Genomic DNA, 23,541 nt, shown 5'->3' on the forward strand with positions numbered 1-23,541 from the left:
GCCCGGGCCGGGTGGTGACCGGCCTGTTCGGACCAAGGACAGGGAAAGAGGCCGGGAAACAGAGCCGTGATCGATCAGCAGTACGCCCCCACCCGTGTAGTGCCCCCTTCGCAGGCCCGCAGAGTGACCGCGGCGGTCATCGACGCGCTCGTCGCCCTGGTGTGCGGCATCGCGGCCGGAGCCACGGCCGGTGTGCGGGTGAGTGCTGGAGTGGTCGAACTCCGGCCGCAGTCCCCCACGGTGTGGGGGCTGGCGCTCGGCGTGGCCGTCGGAGTCTCCTTCGTCAACCACGTCCTGCTCACCCAGGCGGTCAGGGCCAGTGTGGGGAAAGCGCTCGCGGGTCTGCGTGTGGTCCGCGCATCCGACGGCCGGCGTCCCGGCCTCGTCCGGCTCACCGGCCGTTGGCTGTTCGGCTTCTACTGGATGATCGTCTTCGTCCCTGTCCATGTGGCGACGGACAGCGATGTGGAGCAGCAGGACGCGGTGGGCGTGCGCGTGGGGCGTCGGACGGCCCGTTCCTGAGGCGGCTGCGTGCGGGGGCAGACGGCTGCAGACGGCTTCAGACGGCTTCAGACCGCTGCCGCCCGGTAGAGGCCCCGGACCACACGCGGCTGAAGGCCATGCCCGACGGCCGGGTGCCCGAGGAGCAGGCGCGGGCCCATCTCGTCCTGGTAGCAGGGCACTTGGACCTCCCGTGGGTCACCGAGGCCGTCACCCCCACCTCCCGCTGAGCCCCTTTCGCCGGCCGGTCATGCCTGGCGGCAGCTTCGCGGCAGGTCACCGCCGTGCCTGGATGAGGGCGTGGGTCCCGCTGGTGCGCCACCCCTGGCCGTGCTCGGCGACGAGGGCCGCCTCGGTCCGCTCGTCGAGTCCGACGACCACGTCGGACTTCAGTGTCCGCAGGGCGGCCACCGGTCCGGGGAAGTACGCGGTGCGCTCCTCGAACGGCGTGGTCGCGGGCCACAGTTGGTCGCCGACGAGCCGCCGGTAGTTGAGGTCACCTTTCATGACGGTCACGTCGGCTTCGGCGAAGTCCTGGCGCAGGTCGTCGGGCATCCGCGCGTACGGCAGCGGGGCGCAGGAGAACGTGTGGCTGCGGACGGCGAGCCGTCCGGTGCCCATGGCCGACCACAGACGTTCGCCCACCTCTGCCGCGGCACCTCGCGCACGGTTCAGATGGCGCAGACAGTCGATCACGTCGGCGTTCATGGCGTCCGATACGTAGTACGGATACGGCTTGACGTGCAGCACGGCCCGCTCGGCGCGCTCCCGCAGCAGAAGATGGTCGATGAGGATGAGATCGGGCAGCAGCTCACGCCCCGCGTTGTCCGCGACCAGGCACAGCGTGCCCGCGCCACCCTCGGGCAGCAGGGACCACAGCACCTCCGAGTCGTCGGCGACGAGGCGCGAGTCGACGGCCCCGGCTCCGCCGCCGCCCGCGGCGAAGCCCAGGTCCGCGCGATTGCCCCACAGCGAGCCAAGGAGCAGCGCCTGACGCTGCTCGTCGCGGGGCCGCGCGGCCAGCCGGTCGAGCGCGGCCAGCTCCTCGTCGGCCTCCCCGGTGTGGAGTTCCGCCTGCTTGAACGGTCGGAAGGGGTCGATCCCCTGCCAGGGCCCGCCCTCGAAGTAGCCGACAGCCGTGAGGAGTTGGCGGTAGAAGTAGCTCTCGGCCCACAGGAAGGGCACGTCGAACCAGGACATGCCGACGTACTCGCTCCCCCATTCCTCCCAGAGGTGACGGTCGTGCGCCTCGGGCCCCAGGGGTTCGATCACCCCCTGCGTGGCCTGCGTCAGCAGGGCGTCGAGGGCGCGATGCTGACGCGGCCCGTAGGGGAAGGCGTCGCGCACCTTCTTGATGAGCGCGGGGTGCCGCTCGGCGAGCACGCTCCTGGGGAAGGAGCCGGGCTCGTTGCTCAGGATGACGGGGGCGACTTCTTCTGACATGGCTCGCTGATCCTCCGGTTCGGTACTCGGCTGCTGTCGGGCGGCGATGCCCCAACGGCCCGCCGCGTTGCTCCTGAAGGTGAAATCTTCCTGTTCCTTCACCTTTTCCACGCACCATTTGACGTCGTGCGGGCGGGTCGGTCTACGGTGACCGGCCCTCTACCCCCCACGTTTCAGAGGTACAGCTTCATGCCCGCATTCAACCGTCGACGCTTTCTCCAGGCAGCGGGTGGCACCGCGGGTGTCGCGGCTCTGTCCGCCAGCATCATGCGCGCCGCCGACATCCCCGCCTCCGCCCGGTCCGGATCGATCGACGATGTCGAACACATCGTGGTCCTCATGCAGGAGAACCGCTCCTTCGACCACTACTTCGGCACGCTCAACGGCGTCCGCGGATTCGGTGACCCCCGCCCGCTGATGCTGGAAAGCGGAAAGTCCGTATGGCATCAGTCCGGTGGCGGAAAGGAAGTCCTGCCCTACCACCCGGACGCCGACGATCTGGGAATGCAGTTCATCGCCGGGCTGAGCCACGACTGGGAAACCGGCCACCAGGCGTGGAACAAGGGCAAGTACGACGACTGGATAGCGGCCAAGACCTCCGGCACGATGGCGCACCTGACCAGGGACGACATTCCGTTCCACTACGCGCTGGCCGACGCCTTCACGGTCTGCGACGCCTATCACTCGTCGTTCATGGGCGCGACGGACCCCAACCGCTATTACCTCTACTCCGGGCATGCCGGAAATGACGGAAAGGGCGGCGGGCCGGTCCTCGGCAACGAGGAGGCCGGTTACGACTGGACCACCTATCCCGAGCGCCTGGAGAAGGCCGGGGTGTCGTGGAAGATCTACCAGGACATCGGCGACGGACTCACCGAGGACGGGCTGTGGGGTGCCCTGGAGGACGCCTACCGTGGGAACTACGGCGACAACTCGCTGATGTTCTTCAACACGTTCCGAGACTCCAAGCCCGGTGATCCCCTCTACGAAAAGGCGCGGAAGGGAACGAACGTCAAGAAGGGCGGCCATCTTCTCGACGACCTCCGCGCGGACGTCAAGGCGGGGAAACTCCCGAAGATTTCCTGGGTCGCCGCTCCGGAGGCATTCTGCGAGCACCCCAACTGGCCCGCGAATTACGGCGCCTGGTACATCTCGCAGGTCCTGGACGCGCTGACGTCCGATCCCGAGGTGTGGAGCAGGACCGCCCTGTTCATCACGTACGACGAGAACGACGGCTACTTCGACCACGTGCCGCCGCCCTATCCCCCGGCCGACTCCTCCTGGGGCGCGTCCACTGTCGACACCGAGCTCGACCTCTTCCCCGGCGACAGCGATTACAGCGCGGGACCTTACGGGCTCGGCATGCGGGTGCCCACCCTCGTCGTCTCCCCGTGGTCCACCGGCGGCTACGTCTGCTCCGAGGTCTTCGACCACACCTCCGTCATCCAGTTCATGGAGCGCCGCTTCGGCGTCCACGAACCGCACATCTCCCCCTGGCGCCGGGCCATCTGCGGCGACCTCACCTCGGCCTTCGACTTCAGCCTCAAGCACACCAGGCGGGCGGACCTGCCGAGCACCGAGGCCTATGAGCCGCCCGACCAGGAACGGCACGACAGCTACACCCCCTCGCCGCCGGCCTCGCCCGCCCTGCCCAAGCAGGAGAAGGGCACAAGGCCCACCCGGCCCCTCCCCTACACGCCGCTCGTCACCGCGGCGGTCAAGCCCTCCGGCGGCACCGTCAAGCTCACCTTCACGCCGGGCGACGAGACCGGGGCCTGCTTCCTCGTGACCTCCGGCAACCGCGACGACGGGCCCTGGACCTACACCGCCGAGGCGGGCAAGAAGCTCTCCGACACCTGGAGCACCGCCGCCTCCGACGGGACGTACGAGCTGACCGTGCACGGCCCCAACGGCTATCTGCGTACGTACGAAGGCAGCGCCGCGACCCCGAGCCCGGAGGTGACGGGACGCCACGACGCGAGCAGCGGCCGCATCAGGCTGACCTTCACCAACCCGGCCAAGACCGCCTGCCGCCTCACCGTCACCCATGCCTACGGCGGCAGGAGCACGGAGCTCACGATCGCGGCAGGCGGCCGGGAGACCCGCTGGGTCGACCTCGGCCACAGCAAGCGCTGGTACGACCTGCGGGTCAGCTCCGACAGCGACCGCGCCTACCTGCGCAGGCTCGCCGGGCACGTCGAGACGGGCGAGCCCGGCACCAGCGACCCCGCGCTGCGCACCGCCTGACCACGGCGCTAGGCCTCCTCGGTCTCCTCGCCGCTGCCGGGCCTGACGCGCAGGTGCATGCGCTCGCCCTGGGCCCCGTACAGGGCGAGGAACTCGACGGGAATGTCACCTGCGTTGGCGAAGCCGTGCGGGGTGCGCGTGTCGAACTCGGCGGCTTCGCCCGCGGTGAGCACCAGGTCGTGGTCGCCCAGGGCCAGCAGCAGGCGGCCGGAGAGGACGTAGAGCCACCCGTAGCCCTCGTGCATGCCCTGCTCGGGGCGCGCGGTCAACCGGGTGCCGTCCCTGGCGACCGGCATGACCCGCTTGTAGGCGTGCATTCCGCCGAGGTAGCGGGTCAGGGGGACCCAGGTGTCGCCGTGCCGCACGAACGGCCGCGGGTGGATGCGCGGGTCGCCCGTCTGGGGCGCGCCGACCAGTTCGTCGAGCGGGACGCCGTACGCCTTGGCCAGCGGCAGCAGGAGCTTCAGGGTGGGCTCCCGCTGCCCGGCCTCGAGGCGCGAGAGCGTGCTCAGGGAGATCCCCGTCTCCTCGCTCAGCCGGGCCAGGGTGGCGCCCCGCGCCTTGCGCAGGGCCCGCAGCCGCGGCCCGACGGCGGTCAGCACATCCGTGAGTTCGGGGTCGTCGCTCATCCTGCTATTTGCTGTGGCGGCAAATATCTTTGTCAAGCCGCCTCGGCCGCGCGCAGGGTTGCCGCAGAGCAGAAGGAGCCCACATGAGCGACCACACCCACGGCACCCACACCACCTCCGCCGCCGATTCGGCCGAGGCGTTCTGGGACGACCGCTACCAGCAGAGCGGCCGCCTGTGGAGCGGCGAGCCGAATGCCGCCCTCGTCCGCGAGACCGAGGGGCTCGCCCCGGGCAGTGCCCTGGACCTGGGCTGCGGAGAGGGCGGGGACGCGATCTGGCTCGCGCGGCAGGGCTGGCGCGTCACCGCCACCGACATCTCCGGTGTCGCCCTCGGCCGCGCCGCCGAGCACGCGGCCCGGGCGCAGGTCGCCGACCGCGTCGACTGGCAGCGGCACGACCTGGGAACCTCCTTTCCGGCCGGCGGCTACGACCTGGTCTCCGCCCAGTTCCTGCACTCCCTGCACGAGATGCCGCGCGAGCAGATCCTGCGCGGTGCCGCCGCGGCCGTCACCGACGGCGGCACCCTCCTGATCGTCGGCCACATGGGCTTCCCGGCCTGGGAGACCGAGCCGCACCCCGGCGTGGACTTCCCCAGCCCCCAGAAAGTGCTCGCCGCCCTCGATCTTCCGGCCGGGCAGTGGGACGTACTCGTGTGCGACACCCACGAGCACGCCCTGACGGCCCCCGACGGGGAGCCCTCCACGCGGACCAACTACACCGTCAAACTGCGGCGCCGTCCCCTCGACCGGTGACGAAGCGGGCCGTGGTCGCGTCCTCGCCACAGCGCCGCAGTCCGGCCTTCTCCAGCACCCGGACCGAGGCCGGGTTGGCCAGTTCCACATCGGCGTACACGGTGTGCACGTCCGGTGAGGTCAGGGCGTACGCCGTGAGGGCCCGGGTGGCTTCGGAGGCGTGGCCCAGGCCGCGCCGCGAGGCCACGATGCCGTAGCCGATCTCGAGAGCGCCGTCGTTCGGCGGCCAGAACAGCCCGATCGCGCCGATCACCAGGCCACTGGCCCGCTCGATGATCTGCCGCTGCCCGTACGGGCCCAGCGCGTCCGGCCGGCCGGCGATGAATCCGGCGATGACCCGGCCTTCGTCGGCGGGGAAGTCCTCCGCCCAGTGCGCCAGGCGGCGGTCGCCGAGGACGGCGGTGATCTCGTCGGGAGACCAGGGCCGCAGCACGAGGCGGTCCGTGGTCAGGTCCGTGCCGGACGACGAGAACGAGGACGATGAGAGAGAAGAAGACACGCGATACTCCTGGTCGTTTCAGACGACCGGGCCGCTCACACCAACCGTGTACGAGGTGCGACCCGGACAAGGGCATGCTGATGAAGCGTCTGGCGGGCCATATTCATCAACCTCCCTTGTCGCAGCGGCAGTCGCGTCGTTCGCGCGTCGATCAATCGTACAGGCCTCGGTGCGCGGACCTCTCTGCCGCGGGGCCTCACCGGGGCTTGGGCAGATGCACGGTCAGGGTGACCCTGCTTCCGCCGGGTCCCGCGGAAATGGTGAGCTCATCGGTGAGCAGGCCTGCGAGCCACAGGCCTCGGCCGCCCGCGTGGCCGTCGAGGCCGGGGGCCAGCTCGGGGATGACATCGGCGCTGAACCCGGGGCCCACGTCGTGGATGTGGCAGGCGAGGCAGCCGTCGCTGCGCTGCAGGACCAGCGTGCCACCACCGCCCGCGTGCTCGACCGCGTTGACCGCCACCGCGTCCAGGGCCACGATGAAGTCGCTGCGCCGCGGCTCGGGCAGTCCTTGGTGGTCGGCGTACTGATCGACGAGCATCCGCAGCCGGGGCAGATCGTCCTGGGTGAAACGCGACTCCAGCAGGGTGACGGAAGGCAGCTCGCGAGGGCCGGGCATGGTCGCCATCAGCGGCCCACCTCGCTGATCACCATGTGGGGCACCTGGTCGGCGCCGACTCCGCGCAGTATGCGGGCCGGTGTGGGTGGACAGTTCACCCGGACCGGGCCGTGCGGATGGTCGAGCACCAGCCGCAGCAGGTCCACGGCACAGGCGACGCCGAGGAACACGAGGCCGGTGAGGTCCACGGTCAGCGGCTGTCCGGAATCCGCGTGGCGGCGCAGCCCGTCGCGCACGGCGCCGAGGAATTGCTCCCGGGTGGCAAGGTCCGCCTCGCCGGCCAACTGCACCATTCCCTCCGCCTGTTCCACGTGCAGGGCGCCCGGGCGGGGCAGCAGCCGACAGGGGTGCGCCTCGTGCATGGCCATCAGGACATCGGGGGCGAACCACCGGCTGTCGTAGGCACAGATCTCGGTGTACGGGCGGTCGGTGAACAGATGCCCCGCGTGGGATTCGCGCTGCATCATCACCTCGACATCGGCGCCCAGCTCCCCCACCCAATGCATGTCGATATAGGTGCGCAGCCCGGTGTAGCCCTCGGCCAGGGCCAGGTCGGTCTCCTGTGTGATGCGCTCCCACTGCCGACGGGACGTGAACGCGTCCTGGGGATGGATGAGGGCACGCATGCTGCTGAGCACCAACTGCCCGTGCGCCCGGGCAGATCCCAGCACGGCCCCCGGCGCGTCCAGCCTGGCCCACACCTGTTCGTCGTCCATGTGCGGGTCGGCGAAGACCATCACCTTCTCGCGCTTCACGAGCCCCGCCCACGCGAAGGCAGACACCACGTCGCGGCCCGCGTCGTCGTCGGCGTAACTGACGAAAGCGTGGTCGCCCGCCCGGAGATGCTGGACCGGGATCGTACCGACCGACGCCGAGCCGGCGGCATCCGCCATCTCTCACCTCCGGGGCCGACAAGGCCCGACGGGAACAAGTGCGGGCCATACGCTAGCGGTCCCTACCTCACGGCGGCGCTTCGCCGCAGACAGCGACAGCTAGCTGACACCGCGCCCCCTCTTGGCGATCGAGAGTGCGTGAAGACGACCTGTTCCCCGCTGCTTCTGTTCGCAGGATGATGTCCGGCGCTGACGGCGGTCGCCGTGGTCACGATTCCGCGAGGGCGTGATCCACGAGTGCGCGCGCGTAGGCGGCGTCCAGTCGGCTGGGGCGGAAGAGGATGCGGTACATCATCGGCGCCACGACCCGGTCGATGATCTGTTCCGTGTCCGGGGCGGCCTCGCCCCGTTCCGACGCACGGGCCAGGACGATGTCGAGGTGGTCCGCTGCGTAGGCGGAGCACTGGCCCGCGTTGCTCCCGTCCGGGTCTCCGAGGAGCGCGTCCCTGATGTACGCGCGCCCCGGCGGGGAGGCCATCTCGTCGAGGAACTGCTCGGCCCACGCCACGAGGTCCGCACGCAGGCTGCCGAGGTCGGCCGGCGGCACCTCGGGGCGCAGGTGCTCGACCGCGACGTCGGACAGGAGCTCCTGGAGATCTCCCCACCGGCGGTAGACGGTCGACGGCGTCACTCCCGCGCGAGCCGCGACGAGCGGAACGGTCAGCGCCTCGCGCCCCAGCTCGGTCTGCAGCTCACGGACCGCCGCGTGGACCGACTCCTGAACGCGGGCGCTGCGCCCTCCTGGCCGAACCATGGGCTTGGGACTCATGACTCCAGCCTAATCCGTTAACGCACATTCGTTGCTTCTACGTGGTGCCACCGCTCAGGCCGCGATCGGAGCCAGCCGCCCCGCTCCGACACCCCTGCCGGTGTCGGCAGTGGCCACCTCGTAGGCGCGCCCGACCCGCAGCACGGTCGCTTCGCCGTGAGGGCGCCCCATCAGCTGCATGCCGATCGGCAGGCCCGCATCGTCCTGCCCCACGGGCAGGGTCAGCGCCGGCACCCCCGCGATGTTGGCGGGCGCGGAGAGCCGGACGTAGCTCTCGGAGACGGCCTCCACCGTGCCGTCCGCCCACTCCACGCTCTCCCGACCTGCCTCGGCCGCCGTCATCGGCACCGTCGGGGCCGCGATCACGTCGACGCTGCCCAGCAGCTTCGCCCACGCCTCGCGCATGAGCGTCCTCGCACGCTGGGCCCGGAGGTAGTCACCGGCGGACACGAGCTCGCCCGCCTCCAGCAGGACGCGGACGTCCGGCGCGTACAGGTCGGGCACCGAGCGCAGCGTCCGCTCGTGGTAGGCGGACGCCTCGGGGACCATCAGCCCCCACTGGGTGGGCAGGATGTAGCGCGTGAACGGGATCTCGACCTCGACGAGTTCGGCCCCCAGCTCCTGGAGCCGCCCGATGGCCCTGCGCACGCCTTCCTCGACCTCCGGATCGACGCGCTCGAAGTAGTAGTTGCGCGGCACTCCCACCCGCAGCCCCGTGAGGTCGCCTTCCGGCGGCGTCCCGGTGTCCGGAGCGGCGGCGCCTCCCACCAGCGCGGCGAGGACGAGCGAGGCGTCCTCCACGGTGCGGGTGAGGGGGCCGACGTGGTCCAGGGACCAGGACAGGGAGGTCACTCCGCCGCGGGGGACCAGGTCGTACGTCGGCTTGAGGCCGACCACACCGTTGAGCGCCGCGGGCACGCGGATCGATCCGCCGGTGTCGGTGCCCAGCGCGAAGGTGGCTTCTCCCGCCGCGACGGCGACGGCGGAGCCTCCGCTCGAACCGCCCGCGACGCGGCTGTGGTCCCAGGCGTTACGCGTCTGCGGGGTGGTGAGACCGTAGGCGAACTCGTGGGTGTGGGTCTTTCCGAGGAGCACCGCTCCGGCCTCGGACAGACGCGCGGCGACGACGCTGTCGCGTCCGGCGACATGACCCTCCCTGACGCGCGAGCTGGCCGTGGTGGGCATGCCTTCGGCGTCGATCAGGTCCTTCAGGCCCATGGGTATTCCGTGCAGCGGACCACGCGACCTTCCCTCGGCCAGCTCGCGCTCGGCCTTGGCCGCGGCGCTCCGGGCGGACTCCGCGGCGACGCCGACGTAGGCCTGGAGTCGCGCTTCCACCGCCCCGATGCGGTCGAGCACCGAGTCGGTCAGCTCGACCGGGGAGAGTTCCTTCGCGGCCATGGCACGGGCGGCGTCGGCGAGGGACAACTCAAACGGCTGCATCGACGTCCTCCTGTCGGGGCGTGTAGTTCATCGCGGGCGGCGTGTCGCCGAAGTCCAGTTCGCGCAGCGTGGCGACGACGGACTGGATGTACGTGGCGGTCGCCGCCACCACCTCGTGACGGTCGCTCCCCAGCGGCAGCCCCGCGCGGAGCGCCCCTCGGGCCGCCTCCCGCGGGGTGAATTCGGCGGTGTTCATGGACGCCCTCTCGACATACAAAAGCTAACGGTTTGCTTTAGAGCGAGCCTAGGTCCTATGCTGCCTTAACGCAAACGCATTGCTTTTAGCTTCGGAATCGCCTCGCTCACCCACCCGAAGGAGCCCCTCATGTCCGCGACCACACGCCCCGCCGCCCCCCTCCCCGGCGCCCCGGCGGCCTGGACCGTGGGAGACCTCACCGTCCACCGCGTCGACGAGGTGCCGCTGCCCCCGCAGACGGGCCCCTGGCTGCTGCCTGACGCAACCCCGGAGGTCGTGGCCCAATCCCCGTGGCTGCGGCCCGACTTCGCGGACGAGCAGCACGTCCTACGGCTGGCAAGCCACAGTTTCGCCTTCGAGGTGAACGGACTGCGGGTGCTCGTGGACACCGGCATCGGCAACGGCAAGCAGCGGGCCAACCCCGCGTGGGACAACCTGAACAGTGACTACCTGGCGCGGCTGACAGAGGCCGGATTCGCGCCCGAGACGGTGGATCTCGTCATCCTCACTCACCTGCACACCGACCACGTCGGCTGGAACACCCGCGCGGACGGGGACAGTTGGGTGCCCACCTTCCCCCACGCCCGCTACCTCACGAGCCGCACCGAGTGGGACTACTGGGCGGGCGTCGACATGGACGAACCCCGGCGCCAGATGTTCCGGGACTCCGTGCACCCCATCAGGGACGCCGGGCTGCTCGACCTCGTGGACGTCCCTTCCGATGACGCCGAGATCGCGCCGGGTGTCCGCCTGCGTCCCACTCCGGGCCACACACCGGGCCAGGTGGCGGTGGAACTGAGCAGTCACGGCGAGAGCGCGCTCATCACCGGGGACTGCGTCCACCACCCCGTCCAGCTCGTCCGCCCCGACCTGGGCAGCTGCGTGGACATCGACCCCGCCGCCGCGACCAGGACCCGCCACGAACTCCTGGCATCACTCTCCGGCACCCGAACTCTCCTGCTGGGCAGCCACTTCCCGCCCCCCACCGCAGGCCACGTGATCCGGGAGGGCGACGCCTACCGGCTCACCCCCACGTCACCCACGGGCTCGGGCTCGGGCACCGGCTCGGCGATACTGGCCCGATGAGCGGATCGATCTCCTACGCATGGCGTGACCCCATCACCGATGAAGAGATGTGCGACCTCGTCAGGTCGCACGGCGGCGATGCGGTCGCCGGCTGGTGGGACACGATCAAGCAGCACAGTCTCGGCTGGGTGGGGGCCCGTGACGGCGAGGGCCTCCTCGTCGGATTCGTGAACGTGGCCTGGGACGGCGGGGCTCACGCCTTCCTGATCGACACGAAGACGCGCGGCACGCACCAGCATCGCGGCATCGCCACGGCGGTCGTCGGCCTCGCGGCAGCACAGGTGCGGGCGTCGGGCTGCGAGTGGCTGCATGTCGACTTCGAGCCCGGGCTACGGGACTTCTATTTCGCGTCCTGCGGCTTCCGCCCCACGGAGGCAGGCTTGATCCACCTGCCTTCCGTGGAGCTTCCCGTTGCCGGCGAGCACCACTGACGCCCAAACGGCGCTAAGCCCCAGGTTCAGCCCCGCTCGAAGACGGCGACCGTGCGGGCGGGCACGTTGAAGGTGCCGGACTTGCGCTCGTACGAGGAGGACTTGACGGTCGCGTCGGCGCCCTTGGCCTGTACGGGATGCAGCCGGTACGCCGTGTCCTTTAGGCCCGGCACCCGCTGCTGCTGTGCCTCCGGGGTCGCGTTGAAGACGACCACGAGGTTCCCCGCCTCCATGGTGATGACGCCGGGGGTCTCGGCGGAGGTGCCCGAGAGCGGGAAGGATAGCCGGGACTGGACCTGGCCGGCGGTGGCCAGGGAGAACGCGGGCTCGGTCGCCCGCACCTTCACCAGGTCCTGGTAGGCGGCCGACGTTCCGTTGATCTCGGCGCAGCCCGGGCTCAGGTTCGGGGACGTCAACAGGGGCTTCCCGTAAGGCCACTTGTCCTTGTTGTCGGCGGCCGGGGGCAGTCCGCGTCCGAAGCCGTTGCCGTCCCGGCAGTCCCAGTGCAGGGCGTTGAACCAGTCGCCGCTGTCGTAGGAGTTGCGGTCCAGGGACTTCGAGCGCAGCAGGTCGCTGCCGGCCTGGGAGAGGGAGGGGCCCTGGGCCAGGGTGGCGGTCGCCATCGCGAGCACCTGCATGCGGGCGCGCTCGGCGGGCGTGGTGTCCGCGGGCAGCTTGAAGGCGAGGGCGTCGTACAGCGATTCGTTGTCGTGGGCGTCGGCGTAGGAGAGGGCGTCGCCGGGGGCGTCCGCGTATCCGGCCGGTGCGCCGTTGTAGTCGACCTCGGAGCCCTTGACCCGCTTTCCTGCGGAGTCTGTGAACGTGTAGGCGGCGAGGTTGCCGGTGAGGGCCACCTTGAGCAGGTCCTGGTAGTGCAGGAGCCTGGACTTCTGCTCGGCCGGTGTGCCGTTCGCCTTCGAGGCGTTGGGGTCGGTGAACAGTCCGCTGGCGAAGCCCTGGACGCCGGGGTCCTCGTCGAAGGGGCCGCCGCCGCGCACCGCGTCCCGGCCGCGGTCGGAGAAGGTGGCGATGCCCGTGCCCGCCATGTTCTTCTGGGTGGCCTGGACGAAGCGTGCGTCGTCGGCTGTCTCGCCGAAGTTCCAGCCCTCGCCGTACAGGACGATCTTCTTGCCGTCGACGCCGTCCTTCTTGAGGGTCAGGGCGTCCAGGGCCTCGCGGACGGCCAGGATGTTGGCCTTGGGGTGGTGCCCCATCAGGTCGAAGCGGAAGCCGTCGACCTTGTACTCCTTGGCCCAGGTGACGAGCGAGTCCACCACGAGCTTGCCCATCATGGCGTTCTCAGGGGCGGTGTTGGCGCAGCAGGTGGAGTTGGCGACGGTGCCGTCGGGGAGCAGCCGCTGGTAGTAGCCGGGCACGATCTTGTCGAGTACGGACTTGTCGGCCTGGCCGCTGGCGACGGTGTGGTTGTAGACGACGTCCATCACGGTGCGCAGGCCGGAGCCGTTGAGGCCCTGGACCATCTGCCGGAACTCGACCGTGCGGCGGGTCCCGGCGGGGTCGCTCGCGTAGCTGCCCTCGGGCACCGTGTAGTGCAGGGGGTCGTACCCCCAGTTGTAGGCGTCCTTGGCGGCGGTCCTGGTGACGCAGGCCTGCTGCTCGTCGGAGTCGGGGGCGGGTGACGTCAGGTCGCAGCCGGGCGTGGCCTGATCGGCGGCGCGCTCGGGGATGGTGCCGATGTCGAAGGCGGGCAGCAGGTGGACGTAGGAGGTGCCCGCCTTGGCGAGCTCGCGCAGATGCTTCATGCCGTCGGATGCCGTGTCGGTGAAGGCCAGATACGTGCCGGGGTGCCGCGCCGTGCGGTCCTCGACGGAGAAGTCGCGGATGTGCAGCTCCTGGATCTGCGCGTCGCGCAGCGGCTCGGCCTTCGGCTTCTCGAGCTGCTCCCAGCCCCTGGGGGCCAGCTTCGGGTCGTCGAGGTCGGCGGCGATACTGCGCTCCGAGTCGGCGGTGAGCGCGGTAGAGTAGGGGTCGGTGACCTTGTTGGTGACGATCTTCTGGACGCTGGGCGCCCACACCTTCACGACGTACCGGTACTGCTTGCCCGACCAGCTCCGGTCGCCGGAGACGGACCACACCCCGCTGGTGTCGTCGCGCCGCATCGCCACGCGCCTGCCGTCGAGTTCCAGGCTGACGGACTGGGCGGTGGGAGCCCACAGGGCGAGTGTGGGGTGGCCGTCGCGGAACCGCGGGCCGAGGGCCGCCTTGGTGGCGGTGGGGCTATAGAGGTCGTCGAGGATGCCCTGGGTCTGGACGCCGGTGGCGGTGAGCAGGGTGCCGTCGGCGCTGCTGCGGGTGGCGACGAGCTGGCCGGTGAGGGCGTGTCGGGCCCGGTCGCGGTCACGCGGGTCGACGGTGAAGGCCGCGTAGCTCTTCAGGTGGGGGTACTTCTTGCGCTGGGCGTCGGTGAGGCCGCCTTCGGCCGGGGCGAGACGGATGCGCTGCCCCTTGCCCGCGAGTTCGCCGTCCTTGAGGGTGAGCTGCCCGTCGCGGGCATACACCAGCTCCTGGGAGGCGGCGTCGCCCTGGACGTCCCAGGCAAGGGTGTTCTTGTCGATCCATTGGGCCCGGGAGGTGGACAGATCGAGCGCGGCGGGCGCGTCGGCCGCGGCAGGTGCTCGGGGCGCCGCGGTGGCCGAGGGGGTCAGTGGGGCGATCGCGGCGAGCAGGGCCAGGGCCGTGGTGACGAGGGTGCGGCGGGGGGAGCCGGTCAAGGGGAGCTTCTCCTTGTGAAGGGTGGGACCAGGGTGCGGGGAGTGAATGCGGCGGAGGCTGAACCAGCCCGTCCGCAGGTGAGGAACGGAATCCCGATTCGGGGTGAGCCGCCCGGCGGCGGGGAAGCGAACGCCGGGCGGCCGGTCATGCGGAAGGGGCGGCGCTCAGCAGCTCCGCGCCCCGGTGTGCAGAGCCAGCGCGGTGTTCGGTGCCACGGCGGCCGTGAACTGGCCCGAGCCGTTGACGGTGACGCTCCTGCCACTCTGGACGTCGCAGTAGCTGCCCGCGGCGAGGGACGTCTGGAAGGTCCGGTCGACGGTGGAGCCCTCGTGGTTGATGACCACGTACGCCTTGTCGCCGCGGCCGAACGCGATGGCGTCGTTGCCGTTGTCCCACCAGTTGGCCATGCCGGTCCCGCGGGCGGTGTTGCGGAACTTGACCATGCTCCTGATCTCGGGCCAGGCGTGCTGGCACTTCCAGCCGTCGCTGTAGCAGGCCTTGACCTGGCCGCCGTTGGGCGACCCCGCGTCGATGTTGCTGAACTCGTAGCCGGAGTGCACGTCCGGGGCGCCGTAGGGCAGGGCCAGCATGAAGACGTGCGCGAGGGTGTAGTTCGCGCCGTCCTTGTAGCTGAGGGTCTGGCCGTGCCGTTCGGTGTCGTGGTTGGCGACGAAGACGGCGGCCGAGCCGCTGGGCATATAGCCCCAGCCCTCACCGAAGTTCTTCAGGTACGCGAGCTTCTCGTCGTTGAACACCCGCTTCAGGTCCCAGCCGTAGCGGAACTCCTGGGCGTCGCCGGTGGCGGTGTACTCGCTCGGGGAGACCGCCTCGCCCGCGCCGTAGATCGTCTCCTGCTTGAAGTAGGCGCCGGGGTTGCTGAGCCTGGACTTGATGTTCTTCAGGTCGTCCACGGGGATGTGCTTGGCCGCGTCGACCCGGAAGCCGTCGACGCCCAGGGACAGCAGGTCGTTCAGGTACGCGGCGACCCGCCCCCGTACGTACTCCTCGCCCGTGTCGAGATCGGCGAGGCCGCCGAGTTCGCAGTTCTGGACGTTCCAGCGGTCCTGGTAGTTGCTGATGGCCGAGCGGCAGTTGTCCATGTCGGCGCCCGAGTACGTGCCCGGGTAGTCGTACTTGGTGAAGGCGGAGCCGGCCGAGCCGGTGCCGGAGGCGTTCGTCATGTGGTTGATCACCGCGTCGGCGACGACCTTCACCCCGGCCGCGTGGCAGGTGTCGACCATGTTCTTGAACGCGGCCCGGCCGCCGAGCCGGGTGCCGATCTTGTAGCTGACGGGCTGGTAGGCGGACCACCACGCCTCACCCTGGATGCGCTCCTGGGGCGGGGAGACCTGGACGTATCCGTAGCCGTCGGGGCCGAGCTGCTGGGTGCACGCCTTGGCCACCGAGTCGAACTTCCACTCGAAGAGCACGGCGGTGACGTCCTTGCCGCCGGGCGGGGCGGCCTGCGCCTGCGGGGCCCCGGCGACGAGGGCGCCCGCGGCTCCCGCGACCAGGGCGAGGGCGGCGGCGACAGGTCTGCGGACTCGGGTCTTTCGGCCAGCCATGAGGGCCTCCTGCATGAGTGAGGTGTGACCTTGTCCGGCAACGCGCCGTGCCCGTAAGGCCGTTGAAGGATGTTGCAGAAACATTTCAACGCCGTTTTCGGTCGAGACCGTACGACCCTCAAGAACCCCGGTCAACCCTCCGCGCACACTCTCGCGTCAGATGCGGAATCCCGGGAGTTCACGCGCCGCAAAACCTTTCGCAAGACATTGCGGCGGTGTTACGTTCAACCACGACTCCGGTCCGGACGGCCGGGGGACCCGTACAACGGGCCCCACGCGCCCGGCCGTTCGGACCGGAGCGTGGGACGGAGAGGCCTCGGCGCCACGTCATCACCCCGCTGCCCCACCAGGGGCCGGCACCGAGGACCTCCCGCTCAGCGCCGCGCCTGCGCCGTCGAGCCGCGCACCACCAGCTCGGGCTGGAAGACGAACTCCGTGTGCTGTACGGGATTTCCGTGCAGCTCCTCGATCAGCGCGCCCACCGCCGCGCTCGCCATCGCCTGCACGGGCTGGCGCACCGTGGTGAGCGGCGGGTCCGTGAAGGCGATCAGGGGCGAGTCGTCGAAGCCGACCACGGAGATGTCGCCGGGCACCGACAGGCCGCGCTCGCGGGCCGCCCGGACGGCGCCGAGCGCCATCATGTCGCTGCCGCAGACCATCGCCGTACAGCCCTGGTCGAGGAGGGCGCTGGCCGCCGCGTGGCCCCCCTCGACGGTGAACAGGGTGCGCTGCACGAGCTGTTCGGCCTCCCCCTGTTCCAGGCCGAGCAGCGCGTGCAGCGCCGCCGTGAACCCCTCCGCCTTGCGCAGCGAGGGAACGTAACGGGTGGGTCCGATGGCCAGGCCGATCCGCTCGTGGCCCAGGTCGACGAGGTGGCGCACCGCCATCCGTACGGCCGCGCGGTCGTCGGGCGAGACGAAGGACACCGGGATGTGCTCGTTGTAGCCGTTGATCAGGACGAACGGCACACCGCGCGCGTGCAGTTCGAGGTACCGGGCGGGGTCGGCCGTGGTGTCGGCGTGCAGCCCGGAGAGGAAGACGATGCCACTGACCCGGCGCTCCTCCAGCTGCTCGACCAGCTCGTCCTCGCTCGCCCCGTCCGGCATCTGGGTGCACAGCATCGGCGTGTAGCCGTGCCCGGACAGGACCTGTTCGACGACCTGCGCGAAGGCGGGGAAGATCGGGTTGCTGAGCTCGGGGATGACCAGGCCGACCAGACCGGCGCTGTGCCGCTTGAGCCGCATCGGCCGCTCGTACCCAAGGACGTCCAGGGCGGCGAGCACCCGGCGCCGGGTGCCGGCGGCCACCCCCGGTTTGCCGTTGAGCACGCGGCTGGCGGTGGCCTCGCTGACGCCGGACTGGGCCGCGATGTCCGCGAGCCGCGGGACGCCCCGGTCTCCCCCGTCTCCCCGGTCGGCGGACCGCGGCAGGGAGAGGGTCACACCGCCCACCAGACGGTGGTGTCGGCGGGCAGCTCGATCTTGCCGTCCGCCGTCTCCACCTCGGCGTTGGACAGCAGGATCCGGCCGGGGGCCGGGATCCGCACCGCCGCACCGGTGGTGTTGGCCGTGCACACGAAGCCCTCCCGGCGGAAGGCGAGGACGCCCTCAGGGGCCTCCAGCCACTCCAGCGAGTCCCCCGCGCCGAGCCCCGGCTGCTCCCGGCGCACGGCGAGCGCACTGCGGTACAGCTCCAGGGTGGAGGCGGGGTCACCGGTCTGCGCCTGGACGCTGAGCTCGCCCCACCCGGCGGGCTGCGGGAGCCAGCTGCCGCCCGCGCCGAACCCGTAACTGGAGCCTTCGGTGGTCCACGGGATGGGCACCCGGCAGCCGTCGCGGAATCCGTCCTGGCCGCTCGCGCGGACGAACGAGGGGTCCTGGCGCACCTCGTCGGGCAGCTCGGTGACGTCCGGCAGGCCCAGTTCCTCGCCCTGGTAGACGTAGGCGGAGCCGGGCAGTGCCAGCATCAGGAGCGTCGCGGCGCGGGCGCGCCGCAGGCCCAGCGCGCGGTCGCCGGCGGTGCTGAGCTGGGTGCCGAGCCCCGGCGGGTTGGCGAACCGGGTGGCGTGGCGGGTGACGTCGTGGTTGGAGAGGACCCAGGTCGCCGGGGCGCCGACGGGCCGCATGGCGGCCAGCGACACATCGATGACCTCGCGCAGCTCGGCTGCGTCCCAGTGGGTGCCCAGGTACTGGAAGTTGAAGGCCTGGTGCATCTCGTCCGGGCGCACGTAGGCGGCGGCGCGCTCGACGGTGGGGGTCCACGCCTCCGCGACAAGGATCCGCTCGCCCGCGTACTCGGTGAGGACCTTGCGCCAGCTGCGGTAGATCTCGTGCACGCCGTCCTGGTCGAAGAACGGCATGACGTCGTTGCCGAGCAGCTTGAGCTGGTCGCCGCGGCCGATGTCGGGCAGGCCTTCGGCCTTGACCAGGCCGTGGGCGACGTCCACACGGAAACCGTCGACGCCCATGTCGAGCCAGAAGCGCAGGATCGAGCGGAACTCGTCGTGGACGGCCGGGTGCTCCCAGTTGAAGTCGGGCTGCTCGGGGGCGAAGAGGTGGAGGTACCACTCGCCGTCCGGTGTGCGCGTCCAGGCAGGACCGCCGAAGACGGACTCCCAGTCGTTGGGCGGGAGTTCACCGTCCTCGCCCTTGCCCGGCCGGAAGTGGTAGCGCTCGCGCAGGGGTGAACCGGGGCCCTCGCGCAGGGCGCGTTGGAACCAGTCGTGGCGGTCCGAGGAGTGGTTGGGCACCAGGTCGACGATGACGCGCAGGCCCAGGTCGTGGGCGTCCCGCAGCAGGGCGTCGGCGTCGAGCAGGCTGCCGAACATCGGGTCGATCGCGCGGTAGTCGGCGACGTCGTAACCGGCGTCGGCCTGCGGCGAGGAGTAGAAGGGGCTGAGCCAGACGGCGTCGACGCCGAGGTCCCTGAGGTAGGGCAGGCGGGCGCGGATGCCGTCCAGGTCACCCATTCCGTCACCGTTGCCGTCGGCGAAGCTGCGCGGGTAGACCTGGTAGATCACCGCGCCACGCCACCAGTCCGTGTGGGTGCCGGAGGCGGGGGCCGCAGGGGCAGCGAGATGCTGGGTCATGTCTTCCCTGAGATCGAGAGGTCGAGTGCGAGGGGGGTGTGCCGCTTCCAAGAGGCGTGTGCCGCTCAGGACTTCGTCGCGCCGGCCGTGAGGCCGGAGACGAGGTGGCGCTGCACGAAGCCGAAGATCACCGCGGCGGGCACCGCGACGATCACGGCGGAGGCGGTCAGCGAGCCCCAGTCGCTGGTGTACTGATTGACGAAGGTCTGCAGGCCGCCCGCCAGGGTGAGGTTCTCCTCGCCGGTCATGAAGGCGGAGGCGTAGGCGACTTCGGCCCAGCCGGTGATGAAGCTGTAGAAGCCGGTGACGGCGAGACCGGGCTTGGCCAGCGGCACGATGAGCCGCCAGAAGGTGCCGAACGGGTTGAGCCCGTCCACACGCCCCGCTTCGTCGATCTCCACCGGGATGGTGTCGAAGTACCCCTTCATCATCCAGGCACAGAAGGGCACGGCGATCGTCAGATAGGTGACGACCAGGCCGATGGGCTGGTTGAGCAGGCCCAGGCTGGCGAGAAGGTTGTAGAGCGGCACGATGAGTACCGCGACGGGGAACATCTGGGTGATCAGCAGGAGCCACATCAGCGGCCGCATGCCGGGGAACTTGAAGCGGCTGACGGCGTAGCCGGTGGTCGCGGAGATGAAGACGCCGATCACCGTGGTCAGTCCCACGACGAACAGGGAGTTGCCGAGCCAGCTCAGGAACTCGGTGTCGTTGACGACGTGGTCGTAATTGCGGAACGTGAAGTCCTTGACCAGGTCGGTGGAGAACGCCTCGCTCGTCGGCTTGAACGAGGTGATCAGAAGCCACAGCGGTGGGAGCACCGCGGTGGCGGAGGCGAGCAGCAGGCCCACGTGGAGCGCGACCGAGGCCAGCGGCCCGCGTTCGCCGCGCTCCCTGACCTTCTTGGGCCGGCTCGCGGACGAGGGGGCCGAGGCGGACGCAGACGACGAGGTCTTCGGGTCGGTCACTGTGGTCACCACACTTCTCCCTGCTTGCGGAGCGCGCGGCGGTAGACGACCGCGAAGAGCGAAAGGAGCAGCAGAATGATGACGCCCCAGGCCGCGGATCCCGCGAAGTCGCGCGGGCTCACGACGAACGAGAGCCGGTAGGCGTACGTCACCAGGATCTCGGTGGCGTCGCCCGGACCGCCCCGGGTGAGCAGGAAGATCACCGGGAACATGTTGAAGGTCCAGATGCCGCTGATGAGGATCACGGTGCTGCTGACGGTGCGCAGGCCCGGCAGCGTGATGTGCCGGAAGCGCTGCCAGGCGTTCGCGCCGTCCATCTCCGCGGCCTCGTAGAGCTCGCCGGGGATGGACTGGAGTCCGCCGAGCATGGCGACGAGCATGAACGGGACGCCGAGCCAGACGTTGACCATGATCACCGAGAGCTTGGCCCAGGTGGGATCGTTGAGCCACGGGATCGCGTCGATGCCGCCACCGGCGAGGATCTTGTTGAGGATGCCGTTCTTCTCGTTGAAGAGCAGCCGCCAGGTGAAGACGGAGACGAAGGCGGGCACCGCCCACGGCAGAATCAGCGCCATCCGGTAGAGGGAGCGCCCCGCCAGCTTGCGGTTGAGCATGTTCGCCAGGGCGAGGCCGAGCGCGAAGGAGAGGGCGACGCAGGAGACGGTCCAGATGACCGTCCAGGTCAGCCGGTCCCAGAAGACGCCGTCGGAGAGGACCGCCGTGTAGTTGTCCAGGCCGACGGACTTGTAGGTCGCCGGGATGTGGTTGACGCCGATGGTGCGCTCGACGTTCGCCTCGTTGGCGTCCGTCGTCGACAGGTACAGGCCCCGCACCAGCGGATATCCGATGATCACGCCGATCACGGCCACCACGGGGGCGACCATGGCCCAGGCGTACCAGTGGGTGGACAGCGACCTGCGCAGCCGTCCCGGAGTCTTGCCGGTCCGCGGGCCGCGGCCGCGGACGCCGTGGGCATCCGCGGCCTTGGCCAGCGACTGGCTGCTGTCAACAGCCATTTACTTGTAGTCCTTCAGCAGCTTGCGGTAGGCGTCGCCGACACCCTTCGCCCCGTCATCGGGCGAGGTCTTGCCGCTGAGCACCTTCTCCATCTGCAGCCGGATCGGCTCGAACAGGGCGTTGGCCTCCGGGATCCAGGGCCGCTCCACGGACTTGTCCACGGCCGGCTTGAAGAACTGGACCATCTGGTTGTCCTTGACGGACTTCACGTCGTACACCGAGGTACGGGTGGGCAGCAGGCTCAGCTTCTCGGTGGTCTGCTGCTGCACCTTGGCCGAGCTCATGTACTTGATGAACTCGTAGCTGGCGTCGAGGTTCTTGGAGCCCGCGTAGGCCGCGAGGTTCCAGCCGCCCTGCGGGGAGGCCTGCCGGTCGCTGCCGCCGGGCACGGGGGCGATGCCGAGGTTGTCCTTGTCGCCCTTGAACTCCTTGCCCTGCATGGCTCCTTCGATGGACCAGGGTCCGTCGAGGGCCATCGCGACGTCGCCGTCCTTGAAGGCGTTGAGCTGGTTGTTGTAGCCGTCGCTGGCGTCGGTGGTGGCGGCCTTGGAGTCGACCAGGTCCTTCATGACCTTGAAGGCCGCGGCGCCCTGGGGCTCGTCGACGGTGACCTTCTTGGCCTTGGTGTCGAGGAGGTCGCCGCCCTCGCCGTAGAGGTACGGGAGGTAGTAGTACGGGTCGTCGCCGCGCAGGTAGAGGCCGGTCTTGCCGGTCTTCGACTTGATCTTCTTCGCGGCGCTCTTCACCTCGTCGAAGGTCTTGGGCGCCTCGACACCGGCTTCCTTGAGCATCTTCTTGTTGTAGAAGAGCGCCAGGGTGTCGATGGTCTGCGGGGCGGCGTAGGTCTTGCCCTTGAACTTGGTGCTCGCCGCGGCCTGCGGGAGGTAGTCGTCCGCCTTGTCGAGGGCAGGGGTGCCCTCGAGCGGGGCGAGGTAGCCCAGGTTGGCGAAGTCCGCGACCCAGGCGACCTCGGTGCGCATGACGTCGGGGGCGCCGGAGTTGCCGCCCGCGGCGTTCTTGAACTTGGCGTTGGCCTCGCCGAACGCGACGCTCACGTAGTTGACCTTGACGTCCGGGTGGAGCTTCTCGAAGCCCTTGGCGAGCTTCTCGTAGGTCCCCTTCTCGGCATCGTTCGAGGTGTCCCAGAAAGTGACGGTCCCGGACAGCTTGCCCGAAGCCTTCTTGCCGCTGTCACCGTCATCGCCACCGCACGCTGCCGCTGTCAGGGCCAGGGCCGCGACGATTGCGGTGGCCGCTATGCCACGCCGCATGTGAACTCCTTCAACTGATCCCGGAACAAGGGGAGGCGGAACCCCAGCTGGACCCCAGCTGAGCTGCCTCCTGCGAGCCGCACTCGACGCGGCGCCGGGTTGCCAGGGAACGTAACAGGATTGAAAAGAGCCCGAAAGAGCTTGCGAGAAATTTCTGCAAGAGCTGCTGATCGTTACCGCCATGTGTCCTTACGGTTGCTCTTGCCGCGCTTGACAGGCCCCTGAGGTGGCAGATGGCCTCCCTCATCGCACCAGGGGGGACCGCAAGCTCCTTGCAAGGACGGAGCTTTCTGCAAGCTTTCACAACCGGTGTGCAATCCGGCGGATCACCGGTACAGTCCCCGCATGACCGCACGGCTCGTCGACATCGCAGCGCAGGCGGGGGTGAGCGAAGCCACCGTCAGCCGCGTGCTCAACGGCAAGCCCGGTGTGGCCGCGGCCACCCGCGAATCCGTCCTCGCCGCCCTGGACATGCTCGGCTTCGAACGTCCCACGCGCCTGCGCCAGCGCAGCAGCGCGGGACTGATCGGCCTGATCACGCCCGAGCTGGACAACCCGATCTTCCCCGCGCTCGCCCAGGTCATCGCCCAGGCCCTGACCCGACAGGGCTACACGCCGGTCCTCGCCACCCAGACGCCCGGCGGCTCCACCGAGGACGAACTGACCGACATGCTCGTGGACCGCGGCGTCTCCGGGATCATCTTCGTCTCCGGCCTGCACGCCGACACCACCGCCGACATGGAGCGGTACGAAGTGCTGCGCGGCAAGGGCGTGCCCTTCGTCCTCGTCAACGGCTTCTCCCCCAAGGTGCAGGCCCCCTTCGTCTCCACGGACGACCGCGCCGCGGCCCGGCTCGCCGTCACGCACCTCGCCTCGCTGGGCCACACCCGCATCGGGCTCGCGGTGGGACCCAAGCGCTTCGTGCCCGTTCTGCGCAAGATCGAGGGCTTCCAGCTCGGCATGCGCGAAGTCCTCGGCCTGTCACCCGAGGACTCCGAGAAGCTGATCGAGCACTCCCTCTACACGCTGGAGGGCGGCCAGGCCGCGGCGGGCACGCTCATCGGCCGGGGCTGCACCGCGATCGTGTGCGCCAGCGACATGATGGCCCTCGGCGCCGTCCGGGCCGCCCGGGAACGGGACTTGCGGGTGCCGCAGGACATCTCGGTGGTCGGTTACGACGACTCCCCCCTCATCGCGTTCACCGACCCCCCGCTGACCACCATCCGCCAGCCGGTCCAGGCGATGGGCCAGGCCTCGGTGCGTACCCTCCTGGAGGAGATCGGCGGAACTCCCGCTCCGCACAGCGAGTTCCTCTTCATGCCGGAGCTCGTGGTCCGCGGCTCGACGGCCTCGGGCCGCGCCGACCGGCACGCGGACCAGCCCTGACGAATGCG

The 23,541-nt window shown here is 70.1% G+C and carries 20 protein-coding genes and 1 pseudogene; 6 read left to right on the plus strand and 15 right to left on the minus strand.

What is annotated here, in order from left to right:
- Nucleotides 1–66 precede the first annotated feature (66 nt).
- Nucleotides 67–522: an RDD family protein gene (locus tag AB0E78_RS11800; RefSeq protein WP_361830836.1), complete on the plus strand. Its 456-nt coding sequence runs from the start codon at nucleotides 67–69 to the stop codon at nucleotides 520–522.
- 255 nt (nucleotides 523–777) lie between these two features.
- Here AB0E78_RS11800 and AB0E78_RS11805 read toward each other — a convergent pair whose 3' ends face one another.
- Nucleotides 778–1,944 carry a damage-control phosphatase ARMT1 family protein gene (locus tag AB0E78_RS11805; RefSeq protein ID WP_361830839.1) on the minus strand — a complete coding sequence of 389 codons (1,167 nt, stop codon included), beginning with the start codon at nucleotides 1,942–1,944 and terminating at the stop codon, nucleotides 778–780.
- A 189-nt stretch (nucleotides 1,945–2,133) separates the two neighbouring features.
- Here AB0E78_RS11805 and AB0E78_RS11810 point away from each other — a divergent pair, with 189 nt between their 5' ends.
- The gene (locus AB0E78_RS11810) at nucleotides 2,134–4,191 is read left to right on the plus strand and encodes a phosphocholine-specific phospholipase C (RefSeq protein WP_361830842.1); all 2,058 of its coding nucleotides are present in this window, start codon (nucleotides 2,134–2,136) and stop codon (nucleotides 4,189–4,191) included.
- A gap of 8 nt (nucleotides 4,192–4,199) precedes the next feature.
- Here the strand turns inward: AB0E78_RS11810 and AB0E78_RS11815 are convergent, their stop codons facing one another.
- Nucleotides 4,200–4,820: a helix-turn-helix domain-containing protein gene (locus AB0E78_RS11815; RefSeq protein ID WP_361830845.1), complete on the minus strand. Its 621-nt coding sequence runs from the start codon at nucleotides 4,818–4,820 to the stop codon at nucleotides 4,200–4,202.
- Between the two features lie 83 nt (nucleotides 4,821–4,903).
- Between AB0E78_RS11815 and AB0E78_RS11820 the strand changes: the two genes are divergently transcribed.
- Nucleotides 4,904–5,572 carry a class I SAM-dependent methyltransferase gene (locus AB0E78_RS11820; RefSeq protein WP_361830848.1) on the plus strand — a complete coding sequence of 223 codons (669 nt, stop codon included), beginning with the start codon at nucleotides 4,904–4,906 and terminating at the stop codon, nucleotides 5,570–5,572.
- Here AB0E78_RS11820 and AB0E78_RS11825 read toward each other — a convergent pair.
- The 6 genes from AB0E78_RS11825 to AB0E78_RS11850 all read right to left on the minus strand — a co-directional run bounded on the left by AB0E78_RS11825 (nucleotide 5,541) and on the right by AB0E78_RS11850 (nucleotide 9,988).
- Nucleotides 5,541–6,071 carry a GNAT family N-acetyltransferase gene (locus AB0E78_RS11825; RefSeq protein ID WP_361830850.1) on the minus strand — a complete coding sequence of 177 codons (531 nt, stop codon included), beginning with the start codon at nucleotides 6,069–6,071 and terminating at the stop codon, nucleotides 5,541–5,543. The genes AB0E78_RS11820 and AB0E78_RS11825 overlap by 32 nt on opposite strands.
- A 196-nt stretch (nucleotides 6,072–6,267) precedes the next feature.
- A complete protein-coding gene (locus AB0E78_RS11830; protein ID WP_361830853.1) occupies nucleotides 6,268–6,696 on the minus strand; it encodes an ATP-binding protein in 429 nt (142 codons plus the stop codon).
- Complete coding sequence (locus tag AB0E78_RS11835; protein WP_361830855.1) at nucleotides 6,696–7,580, minus strand: MEDS domain-containing protein; 885 nt, start codon at nucleotides 7,578–7,580, stop codon at nucleotides 6,696–6,698. Before AB0E78_RS11835 ends, AB0E78_RS11830 begins: the two co-directional genes overlap by 1 nt.
- A 208-nt stretch (nucleotides 7,581–7,788) precedes the next feature.
- Nucleotides 7,789–8,349, minus strand: coding sequence for a TetR/AcrR family transcriptional regulator (locus tag AB0E78_RS11840; protein ID WP_361830858.1), 561 nt, complete (start codon nucleotides 8,347–8,349; stop codon nucleotides 7,789–7,791).
- A 54-nt stretch (nucleotides 8,350–8,403) separates the two neighbouring features.
- Nucleotides 8,404–9,792 (minus strand): amidase, encoded by a 1,389-nt coding sequence (locus tag AB0E78_RS11845; RefSeq protein ID WP_361830861.1) that lies wholly within the window; start codon nucleotides 9,790–9,792, stop codon nucleotides 8,404–8,406.
- Nucleotides 9,779–9,988 (minus strand): hypothetical protein, encoded by a 210-nt coding sequence (locus AB0E78_RS11850; RefSeq protein WP_361830864.1) that lies wholly within the window; start codon nucleotides 9,986–9,988, stop codon nucleotides 9,779–9,781. The genes AB0E78_RS11845 and AB0E78_RS11850 overlap by 14 nt, the downstream gene beginning before the upstream one ends.
- A 129-nt stretch (nucleotides 9,989–10,117) precedes the next feature.
- Here AB0E78_RS11850 and AB0E78_RS11855 point away from each other — a divergent pair, with 129 nt between their 5' ends.
- Nucleotides 10,118–11,074, plus strand: a complete 957-nt coding sequence (locus AB0E78_RS11855; protein ID WP_361830867.1) for an MBL fold metallo-hydrolase — start codon at nucleotides 10,118–10,120, stop codon at nucleotides 11,072–11,074.
- The gene (locus AB0E78_RS11860) at nucleotides 11,071–11,505 is read left to right on the plus strand and encodes a GNAT family N-acetyltransferase (protein ID WP_361830870.1); all 435 of its coding nucleotides are present in this window, start codon (nucleotides 11,071–11,073) and stop codon (nucleotides 11,503–11,505) included. The genes AB0E78_RS11855 and AB0E78_RS11860 overlap by 4 nt, the downstream gene beginning before the upstream one ends.
- Nucleotides 11,506–11,531: 26 nt before the next feature.
- Here AB0E78_RS11860 and pulA read toward each other — a convergent pair whose 3' ends face one another.
- From pulA to AB0E78_RS11895, 7 genes and pseudogenes are all read right to left on the minus strand, one after another.
- Complete coding sequence (gene pulA / locus AB0E78_RS11865; RefSeq protein WP_361830873.1) at nucleotides 11,532–14,237, minus strand: pullulanase-type alpha-1,6-glucosidase; 2,706 nt, start codon at nucleotides 14,235–14,237, stop codon at nucleotides 11,532–11,534.
- Between the two features lie 168 nt (nucleotides 14,238–14,405).
- Nucleotides 14,406–15,803: pseudogene (locus AB0E78_RS11870) on the minus strand (alpha-amylase family protein); the annotation flags it as partial.
- A 374-nt stretch (nucleotides 15,804–16,177) separates the two neighbouring features.
- Nucleotides 16,178–17,245 (minus strand): LacI family DNA-binding transcriptional regulator, encoded by a 1,068-nt coding sequence (locus tag AB0E78_RS11875; RefSeq protein ID WP_361831738.1) that lies wholly within the window; start codon nucleotides 17,243–17,245, stop codon nucleotides 16,178–16,180.
- Nucleotides 17,242–18,891, minus strand: a complete 1,650-nt coding sequence (locus tag AB0E78_RS11880; RefSeq protein ID WP_361830876.1) for a glycoside hydrolase family 13 protein — start codon at nucleotides 18,889–18,891, stop codon at nucleotides 17,242–17,244. The genes AB0E78_RS11875 and AB0E78_RS11880 overlap by 4 nt, the downstream gene beginning before the upstream one ends.
- Nucleotides 18,892–18,956: 65 nt before the next feature.
- On the minus strand, nucleotides 18,957–19,763 hold the full coding sequence (locus AB0E78_RS11885; RefSeq protein WP_361831740.1) for a carbohydrate ABC transporter permease: 807 nt from the start codon (nucleotides 19,761–19,763) through the stop codon (nucleotides 18,957–18,959).
- Between the two features lie 101 nt (nucleotides 19,764–19,864).
- Nucleotides 19,865–20,875 carry a sugar ABC transporter permease gene (locus AB0E78_RS11890; protein ID WP_361830878.1) on the minus strand — a complete coding sequence of 337 codons (1,011 nt, stop codon included), beginning with the start codon at nucleotides 20,873–20,875 and terminating at the stop codon, nucleotides 19,865–19,867.
- Nucleotides 20,876–22,147 carry an extracellular solute-binding protein gene (locus AB0E78_RS11895; RefSeq protein WP_361830881.1) on the minus strand — a complete coding sequence of 424 codons (1,272 nt, stop codon included), beginning with the start codon at nucleotides 22,145–22,147 and terminating at the stop codon, nucleotides 20,876–20,878. It abuts the gene before it with no gap.
- Nucleotides 22,148–22,492: 345 nt separating this feature from the next.
- On the opposite strand from AB0E78_RS11895, the gene AB0E78_RS11900 reads away from it, so the two are divergent.
- Nucleotides 22,493–23,533, plus strand: a complete 1,041-nt coding sequence (locus tag AB0E78_RS11900; protein WP_361830884.1) for a LacI family DNA-binding transcriptional regulator — start codon at nucleotides 22,493–22,495, stop codon at nucleotides 23,531–23,533.
- Nucleotides 23,534–23,541: the final 8 nt, after the last annotated feature.

It is taken from the genome of Streptomyces sp. NPDC032198 (genome assembly GCF_040636975.1).
Classification (GTDB): Bacteria; Actinomycetota; Actinomycetes; order Streptomycetales; family Streptomycetaceae; genus Streptomyces.